This window comes from Syntrophomonas sp. UBA5494 (genome assembly GCF_002426325.1).
Map to the genome: position 1 here is coordinate 409 of NZ_DIPG01000057.1, position 21,186 is coordinate 21,594.

The window sequence follows — 21,186 nt, forward strand, 5'->3', positions numbered from 1 at the left end:
TAATACAAACGAAACGTCCCCCTTCATGCTCCTCATATGTTTTTTGCTCGAAATCTTCATATAAATTTACAGGATAATCAGGTTTTGTCAGCGAAAAAGTACTTATTCGTTATATTATTTGCTGTTGTAAGGTCAGAATTTTATGAATAAGCATGGTACTCTAAAAGTTATATTCCTCCTGCTGCCTGCCCTGTTGCTGTTCACCGCCCAGTACATCGGCCATACATCAGCCCAGTATAGAGTACCGGGAATAAATGGAGGTGTTTTGGACCTTGGCGGTTGGTCTGCCGCTGGGTACCCCAGCTTCCATATGTCCGGTGAGTGGGAATTATATGCGGATCAGCTTGCGGACGGAGCCGCAATCAACAGCGGGACCGGGAATTTCACGCTTTTTCCGCTGCCGTACTCATTATTTAAAAAGGTGGATGCCTACGGGCAGCCTCTGCCTGAGTATAATACCGCAACCTACCGCATTCGGGTCATCAACGCACCCACTGACAGCGGCTATACCATGCGCTTAGGCCCATTATGCGCGGCCTACCGGCTATATGTTGACGACCGCCTGTTGGCTGCCAACGGTAAATTGAGTGATGACCTCACAGCGCCTATATCCGCTTACCGATCTCAGCGCGTTCATTTTTCTACAGACAAAGACAGTTTCGATATTATCCTGCAAACCGCCAACCAGTATGACACCAGAGGCCTTTTGCAATGGCCGCTGGTCTTGGAGTATTATGATGCCCCGGGGCACACTGATGATTGGGAGTCAGTTATTGACTATCTGATGGTGGGAGGCCTTCTGACCATATCCATATTATTATTGGTTTTTTGGCTTCTGGTGCCGGGCAGAACAGACCTCCTGCTCCTGGGTCTGTTTGGTTTCACCACAATGATGCGGGTTATGATTATTCAAGAGGTTTTGATCGCCGACTTGCTTCCGCAAATGTCCCTGATCAGGTTTAGCCAAATGGACTATGCATCAGGCCTTCTTATTCAGTTGTTGGGCCCGGCTTCCATAGCTGCGATTTATCCCCGGCTATTGCCCCGTTGGTTTAGTCCGGCCCTGTTGATTTATACTTTAGGGCTCTTTCTATGTGTCGCAGCAGCTCCCGGAGTGATGCAGAGCGATGCCGGTATAGTTTTTGACATGTTAATGGCCTTGATAGTATTGGTGGTAATTATTGCGCTGATCAGGGCAGTTCTGGAAAACAGACCGGGATCTGCCGCGCTGCTGATACTTTTGAGTTCCGTCGTGGTTCTGTTTTTATTCGACGTAATGGCCGACAGTTCACTGGCCTACCAGGTTCTTTCAGGCAGCGGGCTGGTGTTTGGAGTTATTATTCTGGTGGAGTGTGTCATAATAGCCCGTAATTTTAAAGAAGCGCAGCAATTGGAATTATATGCTTTGAAAGAACAGATCAGACCCCATTTCATACATAACGCTTTAAGCGCCATCATTTCGATTTCCCGCACCGATCCCGACCGTTCGCGTCAGCTCCTGGTTAATTTCAGCAGCTATTTACGCGGCCACTTTGACTATACCAACATCGAACTGATAACTATAGAGCAGGAATTGGAAATGGTTAAAGCCTATGTCGCCTTGCAACAGGCCCGCTTCGGAGATGGATTTCGGGTCAATTATCTCATCGAAACCGATAATTTTCTTATCCCTCCGCTGACCCTGCAGCCTTTGGTAGAAAACGCTCTGACCCATGGTTTGCGCCTGCAGGATTCAGGAACTGTGGCAGTGTATACACAGCGGAGCGGAGATATGGTGCGCATCGGAGTCCGGGATGACGGCTGCGGAATGGACAGCCAGGATTCAAACCTAATTCGCCGGGGCATCGGTATCGCCAATATAAACCGCCGTTTAAACAACCTCTATGGCAGTCAGCTGCAGTTTTTAAGCCCCCCGGAAGGTGGGTGCGAGGTATACCTGGAGATTCCGTACAAGGAGGTAGATGGTCATCAAAGTGCTACTGGTTGACGATGAGCCGCCCATCCTGGATGAACTGGGGTATTTGCTGGGCAAATATGCGGATGTGGAAGTCATGGGCGCTTTCACCGATCCGCGGCAGGCTATTGAGTATTTACAGCAAAGACCGGCCGGGGATCTTGCGCTTCCCGATGCGGTCTTCCTGGATATCGACCTGCCCTATAGCAATGGTCTGGAAACCGCTCGAAAAATGCGTACTATCAACGCAGACATGATCATCGTTTTTGTCACCGCCTACAGTGCCTATGCCCTGGAGTCGTTCCAGGTCCATCCCCTGGATTATCTATTGAAACCGATCCAGGAGTCGCAAATGGATGCCGCCGTGAAACAAATCCGAAAACAGGTCGGGCTGCTGCAAGCCGGCAGCAGGTCTAACAATGGAGCTATCCGTATAAAATGTTTCGGGAATTTTAGCATGACGGTCTCAGGCCAGGATCAGATCAGGTGGGGTACCCGCAGGGTAAAAGACCTTTTAATGTATTTGATCGATTTGGAAGCGGCCCCGGTATCGCACAAAGACTTGGCATCAGCCATCTTCAACGGAGTTATGGACAAAAAAGCGCAGAACAATCTTTATGTGACCATCCATAATTTTCGCCGCCTGCTGCGGGATATCGATCCAAAGGGGGAGCGCCTGCGCTTCCAGGATAACATGATTCTGGACATAGCCCCGGGGACATGTGACTACACCGATTTTATGAGTTTTGCGCGCAGCAATGCGGTGATCAACTCCGGTAATGCCCGGGCTGCCGCAGCCGTGCTGCAGTCCTGCCGGGGCGGCTACCTGCAGGATGTAGATTATGACTGGGCGGAACAAACCGCCAACATTGTAGAACTGGAGTACGAACGCATCGCTTTGGGGTTGGCCCGGTTTTATCTGGGTAATTCTGATTATCAGCCTGCGGAAACAGTCCTGCTGGAACTGGTTGCCCGCAATCCCATTTCGGAAGAGGGGTTTACTCTGCTTCTGGATGTCTATATTAAAAATGATAAAAAACAGGACTACATCCTGATTTATGAACAATACACCGATATGCTGAAGCGGGAACTGCTTGAGGAGCCCCCGGAAAAATACACCCGCTATTATCATTGGATCCGTAAAGCCTAGACTTTCCACGCCTGCTTTGTCTGCCCCCCATCCCCATATTATTGCCTACCCCGGAATCCTGAAGCTATATTCTGAGCTTGCGGTCCCCAAATAACATCATGCCGAACCCCGTTCCAGGCTGCCTTAGCCGAACTTCAAATGCAACAGCACCGGAATTGTATTATACCCGAATTATGGAAAATATTTAAGATTTTTTAAGGCCGCCTTGTTATCATCCTGGTAGATTGGCGCGGAAATTAGCAAAAAATGCAATCTCAGGGATAAGAAGCTAGAAAGCGGGGGAGAGCATGAGAAAGACGGTTTTGGGAATTGTAGTGGCGTTGATAATGGCGTTGGCGGCAGTGCCGCTGATATCGGGGCAGTTGGCTTACGCGGATGTGTATTCCGATCTGGGTCTGAGCACCAGCAGCGAGGATTTGGAAAACTATGACCAGCGCGCGGAAAGCCAGCCTTATAACAGCAAGAATGTTTCTGTAAACCCGGTCTCCGAGACCTACATTACGGAGATAGGTACGATGGAAGTGGCGGTTGATCCCGGGCAGCCCCCACAATCAGTCGGCGCGGTCAAGAGGTCTCTGATAGGTGACAATAACCTGGCCCAAACCGTTACCGAGACCGTTGCGGATGAGAATGACAATAAATATGTCAAATCGGTGGCCCTGGATTTAAACGACGTGGGCAAACCCCACGCCGTTGCCGAACTATATTACCGGGAAGCCAACAATGGTGAGTTGTACCTGTCGATTGTCGACCCCATAGACGACCTGGCCGGCCCGGCAAGCAACCAGATCCTGGTATTCTCTAACAGCGAAGCCGGGACCCCCCTGATTACGGATTACCGCAACCAGCACAGCTTTCTTACCCTGGTCGCCGGGGACTTCGACAATGACGGCGTCAGTGAGATCGTTGTGTATGTGCCTGATGCGGATGATCCCCGTCTGGCTCTCTATCAGATCGTTGACGGGGTCATTCAGGACGAGCCGGAACAGACTTTCTCCTTGCCGGGGTTTTCTGAATTCGTATATATGACCTCAGGGGACATTACCGGCGACAATCTGGCGGATCTGATAGTGAGCTACAACGGACCCGGTACTGAGCAGGTCTATAGTGAATATACCGGACACATCTATATTTTCAAAAGCCAGAACTTTTCCCTGGCCAGCCCCCACGTTTTTAACCATCTCTCCAGGGGCGAGGATAATGGCAAAGACTATTATACCAGCCGTATTAACAACGCCGCGGCTGCCATCGGGAATGTGCAGGGTGACAGCGATGACGGGCAGATGGAGCTGGTGGTGGCCGGAAGCAGAGTCAATACTAACGGTCAACGTGAGGTTTCCCGGGTGGTTTTGGGCTATCGCTATGACGGCGCTGTCGGACGCTGGGATTTTCAAGAGGTTTACGGGAGAATGGACCTGGGCAGTGCTGAATTGTTCAACGTCCTCAATATTAACGAGAATAAATTGACCACCCTGGCATGTGTTGATCTTCTAGGCAAAGATCCTCTTACAACTAAAGGAGCCTACACCTATATCGATGGCATCATCATCGATGAACTGGATGATGTTTATGAAGGCGAGGGCGGGATGTATACAGGTCCAAACTATGCAGACTACGGGATTGTCAGCGGAAATTTCGACGGCAACAGCTATCAGTTCGAGCAGTTGAAAATCTTGCGGGAAAAGCTGAACTGGAATTCAGCCAGCCAATCCTGGGACAGCGGAGGCTTTGAGATCGCCACCTACGGCAGTCCAAGCAGCGTGACGGAACTGGACAGCAGCACCACGTGTGCGGCCCTGGCAGCTCCCAATACCGATGATGACACTGTGATCATCAGATACACCGGCCATGACCTGCAATATTCGTTTCCTACCGTACTGGCCGCCTTGGCCTCGCCGCCCTATTTCGGAGACCTGGAACACCTGGACGGCGGTGAGAGCTACATCGGTGGCAGTACAACTGAGATTACTTCCGGTGAAGGAGGCGGTTCAGAAACCCACGGCAATGTTTCGGTCAAAGCCGGCGCCTATGCCAGCCTGGAATCGGAAGTTTCTATTTTTGGCTTTAAGATCGCCCAGGCTGAGTATGAAACAGAATTCAGTGCCGGCTATACCTGGGACACCTCTCATGAAACGGAAGTTACCACCGCTATATCTTACGGTACCTTCGGAGGCCAGGACAGTGTGGCTGTATATGCCATTCCCATGGATGTCTTTATGTATGAAGTTTGGTGTCCCGGGGTAGGCGGCAAAGGCGGCTACTGGACCACCATGAATCAATGCTTCCCCTACGAGGCGGCTTACGTGGTGATTCCCGCCGATAGATACGATGAGATTGCCAGCCGCGAACCGGGCCTGCCCCGCATCGGCGGCGAGCTGTTTAAGCATACCCTGGGAAGACCTGAAACTTATCATAGCAGCAGCCTCGGTATGTTTAAGGTGAAAGACCCCATTGAATATGAGCTGTTTTCAACAGTGGGCTTCGGCAACGCCTATATCACACAAAATATAGAAATTACAGAAACCGATACCGATTCCCATACCTTCTCAGCTGAATTGTCCGGCCGCGTTGGCGGGGGAGCAGTGGGAGCCACTGCCGGGGTGACTTACAGTATCGGCGGCGGGGGAGGCTGGGCTGAGACTACCATTAAAAATGTGGGCTATACCGCGACTCTGCTCAATATGCCGCTGGAGGCCGAAGATCATGGATATAATTACGCCTGGAAGCTGGTGGCCTATCCTTATATAAGTGAAAAGCAGAGTTTCCCGGTGGTAACTTATGCAGTGAGCCAGGTGCGCAGGCCGCCCTTGCTGCCCCAGAATCTGGAGATGCAGAGCTCCACTGAAAACAGTGTTACACTAAGGTGGGACAATGTCGATCCCCATGTAAGCGGTTATCAACTCTACCGTTACTATGATTTTGAAGGAGACCTGGCCGGATATTACAAGATTGGGGATGAAATACCGGTCGGTACAACCACCTATACCGACACCGGCCTGCAGCCTTATACCAACTACCGCTACAAAATCCAGTCCATAGGGGCCGGCTACGGCAGCCAGGTTACTGAAAGCGTATTGGGACCGGAATGCGTTGCCCGGACCAATCCCACCTCCGATGCGCCGATCATTACCCAGCAGCCTGAATCAGTGGAGGTCGCCGCCGGCAGCCGGGCGGTATTCCAGGTCATCGCCCAGCCGGCGCCCAGTGCTTCTGTCTCCGACCGCATCTTTTACCAGTGGCAGCGCTATGTGGATGGCAAATGGCAGTCGGTTGAAGGCGCCGGCAATAACCTGTTGGCCATCAACGGGGTGAGTAAAGCAGATGCCGGCCGTTATCGCTGTGCAGTTTCCCAATATGTAAAAGATAAGCCTATCACCATTTATTCACAGGCTGTAACCCTGACGGTGAACAAGAATAACCTGGCGGTATTGCTCAGTTTGGACCCATCCGACGGGTATGGCGATATCAATACACCGTTGACTGTAACGGCAACCCTGGATAATATCGATGCTTCCATACCGCCCACCGGCAAGATAAATTTCCTGCTTACCTTTTATCCGGATCCGGAAGTGACCGAAGGCGAAGAGGGGGCGCAGATAGAGTATCCCGACCCGGTACTGACAATCATAGAAGCAGCAGTGGCAAATGGAAATGGGGCCGAGATAAGCTGGTCACCGAACTTCTATGGCAGCTATGACATCGTGGCCGTCTACCTGGGAGACGGTAATTATCATAAGAGCACTTCGCCCACCAGCAGTTTTACCTGTGTTGACAGCAGCGCGGCTGCCGCCTCGGGGCTCAGGATCACTGGAATCGAAAACAACACCCTGACTTACGGGGATGTGGTCAATCTGAGCGCAACCGCGTGGCAGAATGGAAGCATGAAAACGTTGTTAGTTGATGAAGTGGAGTTCGTTTCTTCGGATGCGGAAGGATTGGCCGTTGTAAAATCGGAAGGAAGCAATCCCAAATGGCAGCTGACCGCAGCCCGGGCGGGAACTTACCAACTGGATGCCACCGCCACCCTGGGCGCCACGGTACTGAAGGTGACCAAGAGCATCACTGTCAACAAAGCCCAGATCGCAGTGAAGGTGAAGGATCAGATGCTAAACCAGGGAGATCCCTTAGAGCCTTTTGCCCTGGAACTGACCAGCGGTGAGATGAAGCTAGAGGATTCTCTGGATACTGTCTTTACAGTCGAGTACCTGTATACAGTCAACAGCAGTTCACCGGCCGGGGTCTATGATGTATTCATCGGCAATATCACCCAGGCGGGAAATAATTATGAGGTCTTGAGTGTAAGCAAAGGCGCCGTGAATATCGAGGGCCCCAAGTACAATATCAGATTTCACGGGATCTCCAACGGCTCAGTCCTGGCCGAGGTCAACAATTGGAGGGTCCTGGATGAAGATTACAACAGCGGTTATGATATCGCTGCCGGAGCCCATGTGCGCTTCAGCGCCGTGCCTGATGCCGGCTACCGGGTGGAGAAATGGGTGGTCAACGGCATCGAGTTGATGAAAGACCAGGCCTACGACACCTCGGCATATATTACTTTCAACAGCCTGAGTACTGTTCTTCAGATCGAGGTTTATTTTGTGCCCGACATGTGCGATCTGACTTACAGCGCCGGTGACAACGGCGTCCTGACCGCACGGATCGGCAGTCTGAACGTGGGCTCGGGAGCGGTGCTGCCGGCGCAGACGGTAGTAAACTTCCTGGCCGCACCGGATGACGGCTTTATGGTGGATCAATGGAAAGTGAATAACAGCGTAGTCAACGACTATAAGCAGAATAGTTATTTTCACACCATAACTCAAGATACTGACCTGAAAGTGACCTTCACCCCGGCGGAATATGTGGCAGTGGGCTATGCAGCCACCGGCGACGGGCAGGTCACCGCTGAAGTCACCGGCGGATCAGCCCTGGAGAGCGGCGATCTGGTCACTAAAGGCAGTGAGGTGGTATTCACCGCAACCCCTGACGACGCCAACACCATGATCAAGGAGTGGATCGTCAACGGACAGGTGGTGCAGGGCAGCAGCCCGGTCTACACTGCGGCCAATATTCAGGAAGCACTTGATGTTGAAGTGGTATTTATCGATGCCATCACCTATCAGGTGAATTTTGGAGCTATTGGCCATGGCGCCGATGCCTTGACTGCCGAGGTAGACGGAGAGCCTATCTTAAGCGGCGACCGGGTCAGGGGATACGCAGATGTGCTCTTCACCGCCTATCCGCCGGACGGCTACCGGGTCAAACAGTGGAAACTGGGCTCTGCGGTCATTATGGATGACAGCGGAGAATCCCCGTTGTTAAGCGAGACCTATATACTGGAGGATCTTCAGTCAAGCGTCACCGTGACCGTGGAGTTCGAATCCACCAATAGCTATTGGGTGGATTATTGGGTGATCGATACCCTTCCGGATGAAGAAGGCGGGGAGAACGGCACTATCAACGCCCTGGCCACCTACGCCGGGGTGAGCGAACCATACAGCAGTGGGGAGGATATCTTGCAGGACAGCCAGGTAGTCTTTACTGCTGTGCCTGAAGCCGGCTATACCGTGAAGGAATGGACGATAGACGGCAGCGCGATTGCCGGCGCCGATCCCGTATATAGTATCGCCGCTATTCAAGCCAACCATGAGATCACAGTGGAATTCGAAGCGGGTATAAACCCCCTGACATTCGCCGCCATCGGCCAGGGCTCCGTTTCAGCATCAAGTGCCGATGGAGAGATTTTAAGCGGCACAGAGGTGGCTGACGGCACTGAAGTGACATTTACCGCCATACCCGATGAAGGCTATCAGGTCAAGGAATGGAGGCGCAATGGGGAGCAGCTGGCAGGCGGCAACGATACCTATGAGCTGACAGTGAGCAACGGAGGCTTTGTTGAAGTTGAATTTGAACGTGAGTATTATATCTTGACCCTGGGAGAAAACCTGACAGCTTCTGTGGCTGGCGCCGAGCTGGATGATGATTTGGTACAGGGCGACAAAACTGTAACCGTGACTGCATCGCCTCCGGCCGGATACTTGCTCACCGCCTGGTATGCGGACGGGGTCCTCCTGGAAGACCAGACCGGAGAATCCTACAGCTTTACAATGGTGCAGGATACCGAAGTGACAGCCGATTTCGAACAGCAGTACTATAACGTGATCTTCGTTGCGGAGGGCAACGGCACCATTACCGCCACTGCAGACAGTGCTGATATCACCTCGGACAGCGACCAATCAGGCGGAGCTACCTTAATCTTCACCGCCCAGCCGGCGGAAGGTTATCGGGTGCAAAGCTGGTTCCGCGGACTGTTTGAGGTCAGCGGGCAGCCGGAATCTGGCAGCGATATTCAGACCTATATTATCGACGGCCTCGACAAACCTGAGTATATCAGAGTATTCTTCGAGTTAAAGCCGGAAGATCCGGAGCTGCAGCTATATGTGGTATACTTTGGAGCTGGAAGCGGGGGCAGCCTAAGCGCAACTGCAGAGGGAGCGCCCATCAGCAGCGGCGACACTGTAACCGAGGGCAGCCGGGTGGTATTCAGCGCAGACCCTGACAGCGGCAAGACAGTCGATGAATGGAGCGGAATTGATAACGGAACCCTTTCCAATGACAAACTTACCTTTACCATTGATAGTCTGGCCTCTGGTGAAGATGTCTATGTAACATTTAAAAACCGCGCCACCGGCGGGGGTGGCGGAGGCGGGGGCGGCGGTTCCCTGGCTCCGGCCGCCCGGGTGGAAACCGACACCGGCGCGGCATTTGTAAGTCCATCGGCCGGCGGAGAGATCAGCCTGGGCAGTGAAGTCTCCCTAAATATACCGGATGGCGCCCTGCAGGGCAGCGCCAGGGTAAATGTGGAGATAAGCCAGGCTGGGTCCTTGCCTCAGGAGCCGGGGGGATTCATATTCCTGGGCCAGGCCTTTGAAGTCACCGTGGGAGGCCACAGCTCCTACACCTTTAATAAACCGGTCAGCCTGACCTTCAGTTTCGATCCTGGACAGGTTCCCGCCGGCAGCACCCCGGTGGTGTATTTCTATGACAGGTCGACCTCTACCTGGATTGAACTGGGCGGAACCGTAGCCGGAAACACTATAACCGTAACTGTCGACCATTTCACAGTTTTCGCTGTTATGGCGAAAGAAGCGGCTCCTGTTCAACCCCAGCCGTCTTCCCCGGTATTCAGCGATATCAGCCGGCACTGGGCCCAAGAAACCATTGAGACACTGGCGGGGCAGGGCATAGCTCAGGGTTACGGGGACGGCGCCTTTAGACCGGAGCAGAGCATCACCCGGGCGGAATTCGCCGCACTGCTGGTGAAAGCCCTGCAGCTTCAGAACGCAGGGGACGGCAGGGTATTTGCCGATACCGCCACACACTGGTCCAGAGACATAGTGGCTATTGCCGAGTCCCATGGCATAGTCGGCGGTTATGATGAGAACCATTTCGGTCCTGATGATTCGATCACCAGGGAGCAGATGGCGGTGATGGCGGTGAAGGCCGCTAAACTGGATCAAGGCCCGGCACAGGCTGCCTTTACCGACAGTAACACGATTTCCTCCTGGGCTAAAGGCAGCGTGTCAGCAGCAGTACAGAACGGTATCATGAACGGTTATCCGGACAGCAGCTTCAGGCCGCAGGGTAATACCACCCGGGCTGAAGCCATGACCGTAATTTGGAACTTGATTAACTAAGGAAACAGAGCGCAGCTAGTCCTCCAAAGCCCTCCCAAGGAAGTTGATGGGAGGGCTTTTTGGCCGGGATAGATATTTAGCAGGATAAGCGGAGGATTATGCCCAATACAGGGAGTTCAGGTTGTGAATTCCTGCTATATCTGCACTAGGAGCCTATACCCGGGTCTCAGGCGAAAAGGCGCCAACCGGAAGAAGAAAAGAGGGAGCGCAGCAATGATTGCACTAGGAGATTTGAATCGGGGTTAGAAAACGGCTTGGTATCAGAAGTGCAAATAAAGAGTCTATCAATCGATTTGGCATTTTTTAAAGAACAGGAACATAGCGATTCCCGCCGCGAATCCTATGGCCGGATTGAGAGCGATGCTCAATACCACCACGGCGGCGAATACGAACATTTCCTTATTATCCTCGGTCTTGATGGGTTTGATCAAATCCAGCCCGCTATAGAAGAGCATCCCCCCCAGTACCGCCTGGGGAATGAGCTGCAGGATCTGCAGGCCTGAGGCGCCCAGGAACAGACCGATGAACAGCAGCAAAAGCCCGATGAAAACCAGGGTGTACCCGCTCCTGGCTCCGAACCGATAATGGGCCGCCAACCCGCCGCTGCCGTGACATATTGGGATCATCCCCAGGGGGGCGCCAATCAGGTTGCCGATCCCCAGGGTGAGACACAGGTTTTTATTATTGACCTGCTGAGAAGCATCCGGGAATAGCTGGCTGGCCAGATAAGTGGTCACCAGTACCGAGTTGGTAAGGGTCAAAGGCAGTTGGGGGAGGGTTCCCTGCCAGAATCCCCGGTTGAAGTCGGCCCAAGCCGGCCAGATCGGATGGGGCAGGTTTAGTTGCCAATTCAAAACGGGGAGGTTTATTTCCGGATGTAACAGCAGTGATAAGGCGGTTCCCCCGATCAAGGCAACGATGGAGGCCGGAAAATAGCGGTTATTCATCAGCAGTAGTATCACCAGCAAAATAGGCAGGCCTAGTATCCAGTCGCTGCCGGCCATCTTGATGCCCAGCATGGCCAGGCTGATGCCCAGCCCGGTCTGAATGCCCATAGTTACTGAGAGAGGCGTCAGCCCGGCTATTTTTTCGATCAGTCCGGTCAGGCCGACGAGCAGCAGTACGGCGCCGGTCAGGATACCGGCGGCGGCGATTTCAAAGGCGCTAAAATGATGGATGATGATGGCCGCGCCGATCACTTTCATGGGCTGAACCGGCACCGGCAGACGGTAGAACCAGGCAGTGAAAAGGTACATCAGACCGAACATCGCCAGGACGCTGGTCACGTCCAGGCTGGCTACGGTGATAGCCCCGATCACATAAGGAAGAAATGTGCCCAGGTCCCCGATCGAACCCGACAGATCTCCGCTGAGATTTCTTGCTTTTGGCAACATCATCTTACTGCCCCGCTTGCATGCATATGATCCGGATGTCTTTTAGATTATATCACGCCTATGCTCAAGGGAGCGAGAAAAGACGGGGCCAAGTCTGCTGCTGTTCATAAGGCGGTTATACTCTATTGGCAAATTGGCATTAGATGAAGAAGCCCTGGCTTATTGTGTTATTAATTTGCGAATAATCTGGTTTTATGCAGCGTGATATATTAAAATCATCCGTGGGTGAGTAAATATGTTTTCACAAGAGAAATGGCGAGGGGCTTTGTCTGGCGGCTTGATTCTGATGCTGGCCTGGTATCTGTTGGCCCTCATGGTCGATCTGCCCATCATCCCCAGCCCGGTGGATGTCTTTATTCAAATTGGAGAGATATTCAGGACCAAGATGGCCATCCATGTGGTTTATAGTTTAAGCCGGATTTTGGAAGGCATGGCTATCTCGATCCTGATCGGAGTTCCGCTGGGTTTCTTGATGGGGTATTTTGATAAATGGGATAGGATTTTTTCCCCCTTGATGTATTTTGCCTACCCCATCCCCAAAATTGCGCTTCTCCCTATTATAATGGTCTTATTCGGTTTAGGGGAAGCCTCCAAAATCATCATGATCGTGTTGATCATTATTTTCCAGATCATCATCACCGCTCGCGATGCGGTGAAAGACATACCTGCTCAAACCTTCTATTCCCTGCAATCGCTGGGAGCCGGCAGGCTGCAGATTTTCACCGAAATAGTGGCCCCGGCCGCACTTCCTGAGGTATTGACCGCCACCCGCCTGGCTCTGGGCACAGCCATCTCCATACTTTTCTTTACCGAAACCTTTGGCACTCAGTACGGCATGGGTTTTTTCATTATGGATTCCTGGCTCAGGGTCAATTATCTGGACATGTATGCCGGAATCGTGGTTCTCAGTTTTATAGGATTTTGCCTGTTTGTATCTATCGACTATCTGGAAAGAAAGATCTGCTCCTGGAGATAACGGGACCGCTGTATTCTTATGCCAGTACTGCCGGCTATTGCCATCCATTCTGTTCCGCCATCCCGCAAGACACCTCCTTAGATAGGCGTAAATAGAGTTAAACCAACCATAATAATATTAATATCCTTTCAATGGACAGGAGGCAATTATTAATGAACATCAAGCCAATACTGGTCTTGGCTCTGGTTATGGCCATGATGGCTATGGCTGGATGCCAAACTCCCGGGCAGTCTGCTCCGCCGCAGGCCGCAGAACCGGGTAATACCCCGGTTGCTCCCGCGTCTCCCACCCGGGAAGAAACCGCCCTCTTGCAAGAGATCGCCCGGTCTGCACAGGCGGGCAAGGTAATAAACTGCGATTTTGCAGTCAAATCCACCACCTTTGACGACATCGAGAAGACCTGGGGAGAGCCTGCCCAACTGCAGTATGTTGGTGCGGCCAAAGGTACTTATGCCACTTATGCTGACCGCAAAATTGTTTTTGGATTCAATAAAGGCATGCAGGTATTTGAAGTGCGAACCTCTGCCGGCGAGGTGCAAAAGCTGGCTTCAGGGGATGTGAAGGAAGTTCTGGGCGAGCCGGTTATGTTCCGTACTCTGGGCAGTCAGCAGATGTTCGGTTATCAGGCTGGGGATTACCGGTTGGAGTTCGTTTTCAACCCTCCCGCAGACGGGCGGTCTGAGCCCGCAGTTGATCATATCAATGTTTTTTATCCGGCTGGAACCGTTAATATGATGGCGGATGATCCCGGCCGCCAGTGGTAGCGTCAGGAAACTGGGGATTCATAAGTTCCAAAATCCAGCAACTGCAGCCCAACTGCGAAATTCAAGACCCGCAATTAATTGCGGCAGCAGTAACTGGGTCTGAAGGGCGACGCCCAGGCCGGCTGGACTAAACACTGGGGCATGTATAAATCAACCATGCCCCTTACCTGTTTATCTACTTTCACATCGCAGCATTGGCTGCGTGGTTATAACTTCAACAGCTTCTGGTTTGTCTTTACTTATAACTCTCCAGGTTGTATTCCAGTTCCCGGATATTCTTGATCTTGCCGTAGGTATAATCACCTTCAGGAAGGTGCCAGGTGGCTGCTCCGGAAGTGGAGATCCTCATCCCGCTGATTTCACGATAATTGCCTACCGGGGTCGACCAGCGCACCTGCATGTTCTTTCCGTCCATGGTGGTATAGGAGCGGTCATCGGTGACGAAGTTGACCAGCTGCCCGATATCATTGAAGTAGAGCCAGGCCGAAACCCGGTTGGGGCCGTCGGTGAAGATAGCCTTAACAGTTAAATCATCTATGTTTTCCCATTCTATGCGGGGATCGGTCAGGCTGGCCGGGGCCACCAGGCACATATCGTTGAAGAGCGTCGCCGCTTCGGCCCGATCCATGAACTCTCCTCCAATATCAGATACCTTGATCAGCCCGGCCGCTTTGATCAGCATGTTGCCTTTGGTGTTGATATAAGAATCCAGACCGATAACCGGCAGGCCGGACATGTTCATCCTGACCAGAAACAGGCGGGTAGGCTGATCTAGGAAGTTGTATTGCTCAAAAATTACCGGGGTCCAGGGCTTCCGGGGGTCGGTCTTCATCTCCGCCTCCAGGACAATGCGGTAGTTTTGTACTTTGGGCTTACCGATTACTCCGGTATAAGCCAGATATTTCTGTACTATCTCCGGCAAATGCTGAATATCGGATTCTGTAAGTAAAGACAGATCAGCGCCTTGCACCCGGCCGAGTCCGTTTAAAACCTCTTTTTTGTAGGTGCGGCGGATCTCCTGCGATAAATAAAGCAGGGCAAGGGCCGCTACTACGATAAGCACGATTATAATCAGTTTTTTGTCCATCTTTAACATCTCCGTATCAAATTGAGCATATAGAAGGTGCCTAAAACCAGGCTAAACAAGACTACCAGGCAATAAACCCCCAGCATGGGGTAGTCCAGAGGCAGGCCGTAGATGGGGGCAACCGCTGTACCCAGAGCCACTGAAAAGATCAGGGTCAGGCATTTCAGCAAGGCCACCCCGGCCAGAATGTTGCCGAAGGGGATTTTGCGCAACAGCATATAAGCCGTAACTCCCAGTGCCGGCATCACTACGGCCAGATCCAAAACCAGTACCGCATAGGTATCCGGACGTACCTGCCGGGCAGCTCCGGGTATGAGAATCGACAGCCATAAGGGCACAAATACCGCTATAATCAGTATGAGAAAACCGGCGATGGTTTTTCGCATCCAATTGGGCAGCTGAGTCTGGCACACCGCAGCGGGCTTGAAGCTGCTCAGCCCCAGTATAAGACTGTATATAGCCAGGGCAAAGATCAGCAAGTATAGAGGATAGAGCTGATTAAAATTACCGCTAATCGTGAATAAGCCATAGGCATAAAAGAAATAGGCGCTTAAGCCCAGCATGATGATGAAGCTCTTATAGCGCTGCCTTTTCAGGAATTGAGACGACATCAAGGCCAGGATGACGGCTGCCGGGATCGAAATCACATCCTGAGAAAAGGCGCCGGGCAGTAAGCTCTCCGCCAAGGCCTCCCAATAGATTTGCGGATGAAGCAGGCCAGTCGATGCCGCCCCTAACGCCAGCAGCGACAGGATGAGCATAAGGATGGCAGTCAGCCGTCCTTTACCGGGGTCGACCATAACGTACCTCCTCTGTTTTGATAAACTCTAGCAAAATTCGCTGACTGCTCGTAAAATCCCTGCTGTTTATCAGTATGTGCAGTATATTTCTGTATATGCCGGGGCCTATGGCACCACGGTCTGAACGGTGATGTATTCTCAAATTAGACCTGATTCTGGAGAGGATAGCGGGACCTTGGTGGAGAACTATTATTTACAAGTATTGTTTAGTATGGATAATAGAACCATATATAGACCCGGGGGGGAAAACAGGTGATTGAAGGCGTAATAGCCGCAGCAGGGAAATCACAGCGCACCGGTGAGCTGAATAAACTGGAACTGGATTTGGGCGGCAAAGCCGTGCTGGCAAGAAGCCTGGAAAGCATGCTGGCCTTTTGCAGTACGGTTTATGTGGTGGTGGGCCATTATCGGGAGAGCCTGGAAAAATTACTGGGCCAATACAGCAATGTTGAGATGGTCTTCAATCCCAGTTATGAAAAGGGCATGTTTTCTTCAGTGAAGGCCGGCCTGGTGCATATAAAAGCCTCCCGGTTCTTCTTCATGCCCGGCGACTGCCCGTGCGTGACCCCACAGGTATTTAAACAAATGCTGCAGATCGATGCCCCTATCGTGGTGCCGAGCTACCAGAACCGGCCCGGGCATCCAGTCTTGATGCACAGCACTCTGATAGCTCCGATCCTGCAGGGGAAATTCCCCAGCCTCAACCAATTCATCACAGCACAGGGTTGTGTTTTTGCCGAGGTGGACTGTCCCGGCATACTCATGGACATCGATACAATGGAAGACTACCGGCAAATTCAGCGCCGGTTCCTGCACTGACCTGGATGGCACTTTTCCGCCGGCAGGATATTCATAGTTAACGCCATTTCCGGCTAAAAATCAGGCGCCCGCCTTATGACCAACCTATCAGTATCTTTCCGCCTTTTTCATCCTGGCCCTGCAGCTTTTCCCGGCCATCCCGAAGAACAATTATTTACCGCCTTGCAGCAATACTCCATGAATGAGGAAATATTAAGCGGCATAACTATTCTATAAAAGCTGACCATCCAGCCTGCTGCTGCCGGATCTGGGCATAAGCCGGCCAACTTCGGACCGGATCCGTTTTGGCAGCACTTATCGCCGCACATCGTGGTTGCAGAACCGGTTTATTTACTTTAAAGGAGCTGAGCGCTATTAAAAGGTTATCCTGGGTGATTCTGTTCTGGGGCTCTGTTTGGGGCCTGACCGAGGCTACACTGGGCTATGTGATACATCTTGCGGCCCTGCCTATTCCAGGCCTGCCCGGTTTGCTGATGTTCCCGGTAGCTTTCTTTTTCATGAAAAAGGCTTACGATGCCGGCGGGAAGATGTGGGCTGTTTTCTATGCCGCCGCAGTAGCGGCTGCGATTAAACTCACCGACCTGTTCCTGCCCGGACTTACGCCCATATTCGTTGTCAATCCGGCGGTGGCTATTATCCTGGAAGGCTTGGCGGTCGGGCTGATAATGCATTACCGCAGTGTGCCCGAAAAAAAGCTGAGCTATCTGGAGGTGCTGGCGATGCCTCTGTTATGGCGCGCGGTTTTCCTGTGCGATCAGTATATAATCTCACAGTTGGGACTGCCGGCGGGGCTGGTCACCAACGGCCCGGCCGTGGCCTTGAAATTCCTGCTGTGGGAGAGTTTGATCAACAGCCTGTTAATCTATGCTTTTCTTTCCAAGCCCTTTGCCATCAGAGTTAAATCTGTGGAGATCAAGCCGGCCTATGCCTGCCTGGCCTTGTTGATAGCACTGGGTGTGCAGAGACTGGTATAACACCGGGGCATCCGTATGGTATTTATCATTTGCGGACCCATTAATTCAGGAAAGAGCACCCGCATGGCAGCCTATTATCATGATTGCCACCGCCGCAAGGCTGACGGCCTGATCAGCCGCAAGCTTTACAAGGGATCCACATTTGTGGGCTATGAGCTGACCAGGCTTTCCAACGGAGAAAAACGCCTCTTGGCTTTATTGAATGATTATTATCGGGACCAATTTGAGGAGTGCTTTAGCTTTGGACCCTATGTGTTTTCCGGAGCCGCTTTTGAATTCGGAGAAAAGGTTCTCGAAGAAATGCTTGATGATGACAACCTCAAATATATCTTCCTGGATGAAATCGGACCTATAGAACTTGAAGGCCGTGGATTCTGGCGGGTTTTCCAGCGTTTATTGAATTCGGATAAACATCTTTTCATCGGGGTTCGCGATCAATGCCTGGCGCCGGTTTTAAGCGGTTTAAACCAGGCCTGCTGCATCGTCACTGACGCTGGGGAGGACGACTTTCACCACTCCGCCCCCCCGGTCTGAGTCATTTTCCAGCCTGATTTCACCCCCGTGCTCGTCAACGATTTTGCGGGCAATGGCCAGGCCCAGGCCTGAGCCTTCCGCCCGGGTGTAGAAGTATTCGAAAGCGTGGGTGAGGTCTTCGGCACTGAAACCGCTGCCATCGTCCTGTACCCTGACCAGGACCTGTTCTCCCGCTGAGGTTATATAGGAGCTTATGGCAACCGACTGCTGGGCGTGGCGAACCGCGTTGGAGAGCAGGTTAATGAACAGGCTCTGCAGGCGATCCCAATCCCCTACTACAATGGCATCTTCCGGTATATCCGCAGTGATCAGGACCTTGCGGTCCAGAGCGTAGCCTCCCACTGAATCCAGGGCGTTTTCCACTATGTAAGCGAGGCAATGGGGCAGGAAATAGTTGCGGTGCGGTTGTTCCAGAATAGTGATGTCGATCATATTTTCAACGATGTCCCGCAGCCGCAGGCTCTCTTTATGAATGATATCCATGGCATTTTCCAGAGCCGGGCCTTCAAAAATACCGTCTCTTATCCCCTCGGCATAGCCGTTGATGTTCATTAAAGGAGTCTTCATCTCATGAGAGGCATTTTGAAAAAAGTGGCGCATGCTCTCATCATAGCTTTTCAGCCGTTCTGCCATCTGATTAAAGGCAACCGCCAGATTGGACAGCTCGTCACTGGATCTGGTCTCCAGCTTTATGTCAAACTGCCGGTTACCCATGGCCTCAGCGTAAAGTTCCAGGTTTTTTAAAGGCCTTGCGATATAGCCGATCAGAAAATAGGCGATCACCAGGGCGCTGACCAAGGCGATGAATAGGTTGCCGAACACCAGGTAAAGCGTGTTCAGATACATGTTGCGCAGGCTCTGCAGGGCCACAAAAGTTATCACCGTGCCGTTGATTTCAGGATTGATCCCGATGGGGGTCTCGACTGACAGGTATTGTTCGGTACGGTAAATATTGGCACTGGTCTTATCAACGGTTTCCCGGTCGCGCAAAGGATGGGGCAGGTCCGATAACTGCTGTCCAACCTGAAAATCCTCGGGGTGGCTGCTGAAGGTGATCCTGTTGTCAGGGCCGACCAGCATGTAATTGCTTTCTACGGAACGGCCTAAAAGGAGTATGGTTGTAGGAAGATCGGCCTCATGGGAAAGCGCCCCGGATTGCCGGCTTTCAACGATAAAGGCGATCTCCCAGGCCTGTCTTTCCAAGCCTATCTGGGCCCGGTTTTCCAATACTCCGAAAAGGATCGGATAAAATGCCATAGTGGTCATGGTAAAAGTTATTAAAACCACCAATAGATAACTGATTACAATCCTACTCGAAATGCTTTTTAATCTGCCCATCTAATCTATACCCGTAACCCCAAATGGTTTTGATAGTAGTATCGGAACCGCTGGCCCTCAATTTCTTGCGCAGCCGTTTGACCGTATCATCTACCGCCCGTTCACTGCCCATATAGTCATAGCCCCACACCCGGTTCAGCAGTTCCTGACGGTTAAAGGTGCGCTGGGGATGCTGCATTAATAAGGCTATCAAATCGAACTCCCTGGTGGTAACCTTCAGGGTTTTACCGTTCACCAGTATCAGCCGGTCCACGGGGAACAGCTTCATATTACCGCACTCACTGCAGCCGGATGGCTGCTGGTGAGGCAGGGTGCGGCGCAAGACGGAACGCACCCGGGCCATCAGTTCGCGCGGGCTGAATGGCTTGGGGAGATAGTCGTCGCCGCCGATCTCCAGGCCGATAATGCGGTCCAGAGCCTGCCGGCGAGCCGAAATAAAGATAACCGGGGCTCTGCTGTGCTGGCGAATCTCCTTGCAGAACTCCAGACCGTCCTGGCCGGGCAGCATGATATCCAGGATGAACATGTCAGGATAGCCTGAATCCAATCGCTTGCGCAGCTCTTCTATGCTGTTGAAGGACTCCACCTGATAGCCTTCGTTTTGCAGGTATTTGCTGATGAGCAGGCGGATATTCTCTTCATCATCAACTATAAATATAGTTTGCATGGTACGCTCCCTAAAAAACCGACGGTTGATGTAGCAAGCCATTTATTAAAGCATATCCTATTAATGTGGCAAAAATATATTAAGCATGTCGATTTCTGCAGAAATGAGCAGCAGATGATTTATATAACCGCTGCCGGAATTTTGCCACATTTTAAGTTTAATATATAGTATATAATATATATATACATCGTTGGGACATGGCGAAACAAATGCCCTAGGGTTAGGGCTGAGGGAGGAATCAAGTCTATAGGCGCAAACAAATGAGCAAAAGCCTGCGCTGAATTTCCTGGAACAGGAGAACGGGGGAACCATCATTTGGGGTGAATCCGTCATCGGTAGGGGACCCTTTCCCCGAACCCGACAGCTAACCTCGTAAGCGCTGAAAGGGAACCCGAGGTTAATACTCTTCTTCTGACCAAAGGCCTTCCTTTGGTCGTTTTAAGTCTCGGCCCTTTTCTAATGTGACCATTCCTGCCAAAACCCTGAAGAAAGGAGTGCCAGCATGAGAGAAACAGGGGATATCAACAACCGTCATCAGTCCTTATTAAGAAGCCGCCAACTAAGTGACGATGCCCAGCCTTACCAGCAATTTCTAAGTCAATTACCAGATGAAAAAACCATACAAGCCGGGATTGCCAGGCGCAGATTACAGATCCAGGCTGTGATCGGAGGAACTGATCAGGATTGGTCTAATTGGAAATGGCAGCTCAAGCACCGTATCCGGGACAGCAGGATACTGGGACAAATTCTGGGCCTGACCCAACTGGAGATGAGGAGAATCGACCGGGTCAGCCAGGTCTACCGCTGGGCCATTTCTCCTTACTACCTCAGCCTGGTGGACGAAGATTATGAAAACAGCCCGATTTATCGCCAGGCCGTTCCCGATCTCCGCGAACTCCTGCCCGGGGGCAGCCTGGATCCCATGAATGAAGCCTTGACTTCACCAGCGCCATGCGTTACCCGCAGATACCCCGACCGGCTGATCATCAATGTCACCAACCAGTGTGCCATGTACTGCCGTCATTGCCAGAGAAG

13 protein-coding genes, 1 pseudogene and 1 riboswitch are annotated in these 21,186 nt (G+C 52.0%); of the genes and pseudogenes, 9 read left to right on the forward strand and 5 right to left on the reverse strand.

The annotated features are described in order from the left end of the window. Positions 1–310 precede the first annotated feature (310 nt). The 3 genes from B3W37_RS06655 to B3W37_RS06665 all read left to right on the forward strand — a co-directional run bounded on the left by B3W37_RS06655 (position 311) and on the right by B3W37_RS06665 (position 10,798). Positions 311–1,987 (forward strand): sensor histidine kinase, encoded by a 1,677-nt coding sequence (locus tag B3W37_RS06655; protein WP_483171690.1) that lies wholly within the window; start codon positions 311–313, stop codon positions 1,985–1,987. Then, positions 1,962–3,104: a response regulator gene (locus B3W37_RS06660; protein WP_483171691.1), complete on the forward strand. Its 1,143-nt coding sequence runs from the start codon at positions 1,962–1,964 to the stop codon at positions 3,102–3,104. Before B3W37_RS06655 ends, B3W37_RS06660 begins: the two co-directional genes overlap by 26 nt. 287 nt (positions 3,105–3,391) lie before the next feature. After that, entirely contained in the window at positions 3,392–10,798 is a 7,407-nt protein-coding gene (locus tag B3W37_RS06665; RefSeq protein ID WP_483175146.1) for an InlB B-repeat-containing protein, read from the forward strand. A gap of 284 nt (positions 10,799–11,082) precedes the next feature. On the opposite strand, the gene B3W37_RS06670 is transcribed toward B3W37_RS06665, so the two are convergent. Continuing rightward, a complete protein-coding gene (locus tag B3W37_RS06670; RefSeq protein ID WP_483175147.1) occupies positions 11,083–12,195 on the reverse strand; it encodes a putative sulfate/molybdate transporter in 1,113 nt (370 codons plus the stop codon). Between the two features lie 232 nt (positions 12,196–12,427). Between B3W37_RS06670 and B3W37_RS06675 the strand changes: the two genes are divergently transcribed. Both B3W37_RS06675 and B3W37_RS06680 read left to right on the forward strand, forming a co-directional pair. After that, entirely contained in the window at positions 12,428–13,168 is a 741-nt protein-coding gene (locus B3W37_RS06675) for an ABC transporter permease (protein ID WP_481039686.1), read from the forward strand. Positions 13,169–13,320: 152 nt separating this feature from the next. Further along, entirely contained in the window at positions 13,321–13,932 is a 612-nt protein-coding gene (locus tag B3W37_RS06680) for a YjgB family protein (RefSeq protein WP_483171695.1), read from the forward strand. 235 nt (positions 13,933–14,167) lie between these two features. Here B3W37_RS06680 and B3W37_RS06685 read toward each other — a convergent pair whose 3' ends face one another. Together B3W37_RS06685 and B3W37_RS06690 are read right to left on the reverse strand one after the other, a co-directional pair. Beyond that, complete coding sequence (locus tag B3W37_RS06685) at positions 14,168–15,019, reverse strand: DUF6544 family protein (RefSeq protein ID WP_483175148.1); 852 nt, start codon at positions 15,017–15,019, stop codon at positions 14,168–14,170. A 2-nt stretch (positions 15,020–15,021) separates the two neighbouring features. Then, positions 15,022–15,819, reverse strand: coding sequence for a hypothetical protein (locus tag B3W37_RS06690; RefSeq protein WP_483171697.1), 798 nt, complete (start codon positions 15,817–15,819; stop codon positions 15,022–15,024). Between the two features lie 252 nt (positions 15,820–16,071). On the opposite strand from B3W37_RS06690, the gene B3W37_RS06695 reads away from it, so the two are divergent. The 3 genes from B3W37_RS06695 (at position 16,072) to B3W37_RS06705 (ending at position 18,146) form a co-directional block, all read left to right on the forward strand. Next, positions 16,072–16,638 (forward strand): nucleotidyltransferase family protein, encoded by a 567-nt coding sequence (locus B3W37_RS06695; protein WP_481039678.1) that lies wholly within the window; start codon positions 16,072–16,074, stop codon positions 16,636–16,638. A gap of 371 nt (positions 16,639–17,009) precedes the next feature. Then, positions 17,010–17,612: a hypothetical protein gene (locus B3W37_RS06700; RefSeq protein ID WP_483175149.1), complete on the forward strand. Its 603-nt coding sequence runs from the start codon at positions 17,010–17,012 to the stop codon at positions 17,610–17,612. Between the two features lie 15 nt (positions 17,613–17,627). After that, entirely contained in the window at positions 17,628–18,146 is a 519-nt protein-coding gene (locus tag B3W37_RS06705) for a nucleoside-triphosphatase (RefSeq protein WP_483171700.1), read from the forward strand. Here the strand turns inward: B3W37_RS06705 and B3W37_RS06710 are convergent. Both B3W37_RS06710 and B3W37_RS06715 read right to left on the reverse strand, forming a co-directional pair. Then, positions 18,075–19,484: a sensor histidine kinase gene (locus B3W37_RS06710; RefSeq protein ID WP_483171701.1), complete on the reverse strand. Its 1,410-nt coding sequence runs from the start codon at positions 19,482–19,484 to the stop codon at positions 18,075–18,077. The two genes, B3W37_RS06705 and B3W37_RS06710, sit on opposite strands and share 72 nt — an antisense overlap. Beyond that, positions 19,456–20,151, reverse strand: coding sequence for a response regulator transcription factor (locus B3W37_RS06715; RefSeq protein ID WP_481039672.1), 696 nt, complete (start codon positions 20,149–20,151; stop codon positions 19,456–19,458). Before B3W37_RS06715 ends, B3W37_RS06710 begins: the two co-directional genes overlap by 29 nt. Before the next feature lie 265 nt (positions 20,152–20,416). Beyond that, a riboswitch (cyclic di-AMP (ydaO/yuaA leader) is annotated at positions 20,417–20,544 on the forward strand. Between the two features lie 109 nt (positions 20,545–20,653). On the opposite strand from B3W37_RS06715, the pseudogene B3W37_RS06720 reads away from it, so the two are divergent. Continuing rightward, positions 20,654–21,186, forward strand: a pseudogene (locus B3W37_RS06720) (lysine 2,3-aminomutase); the annotation flags it as partial.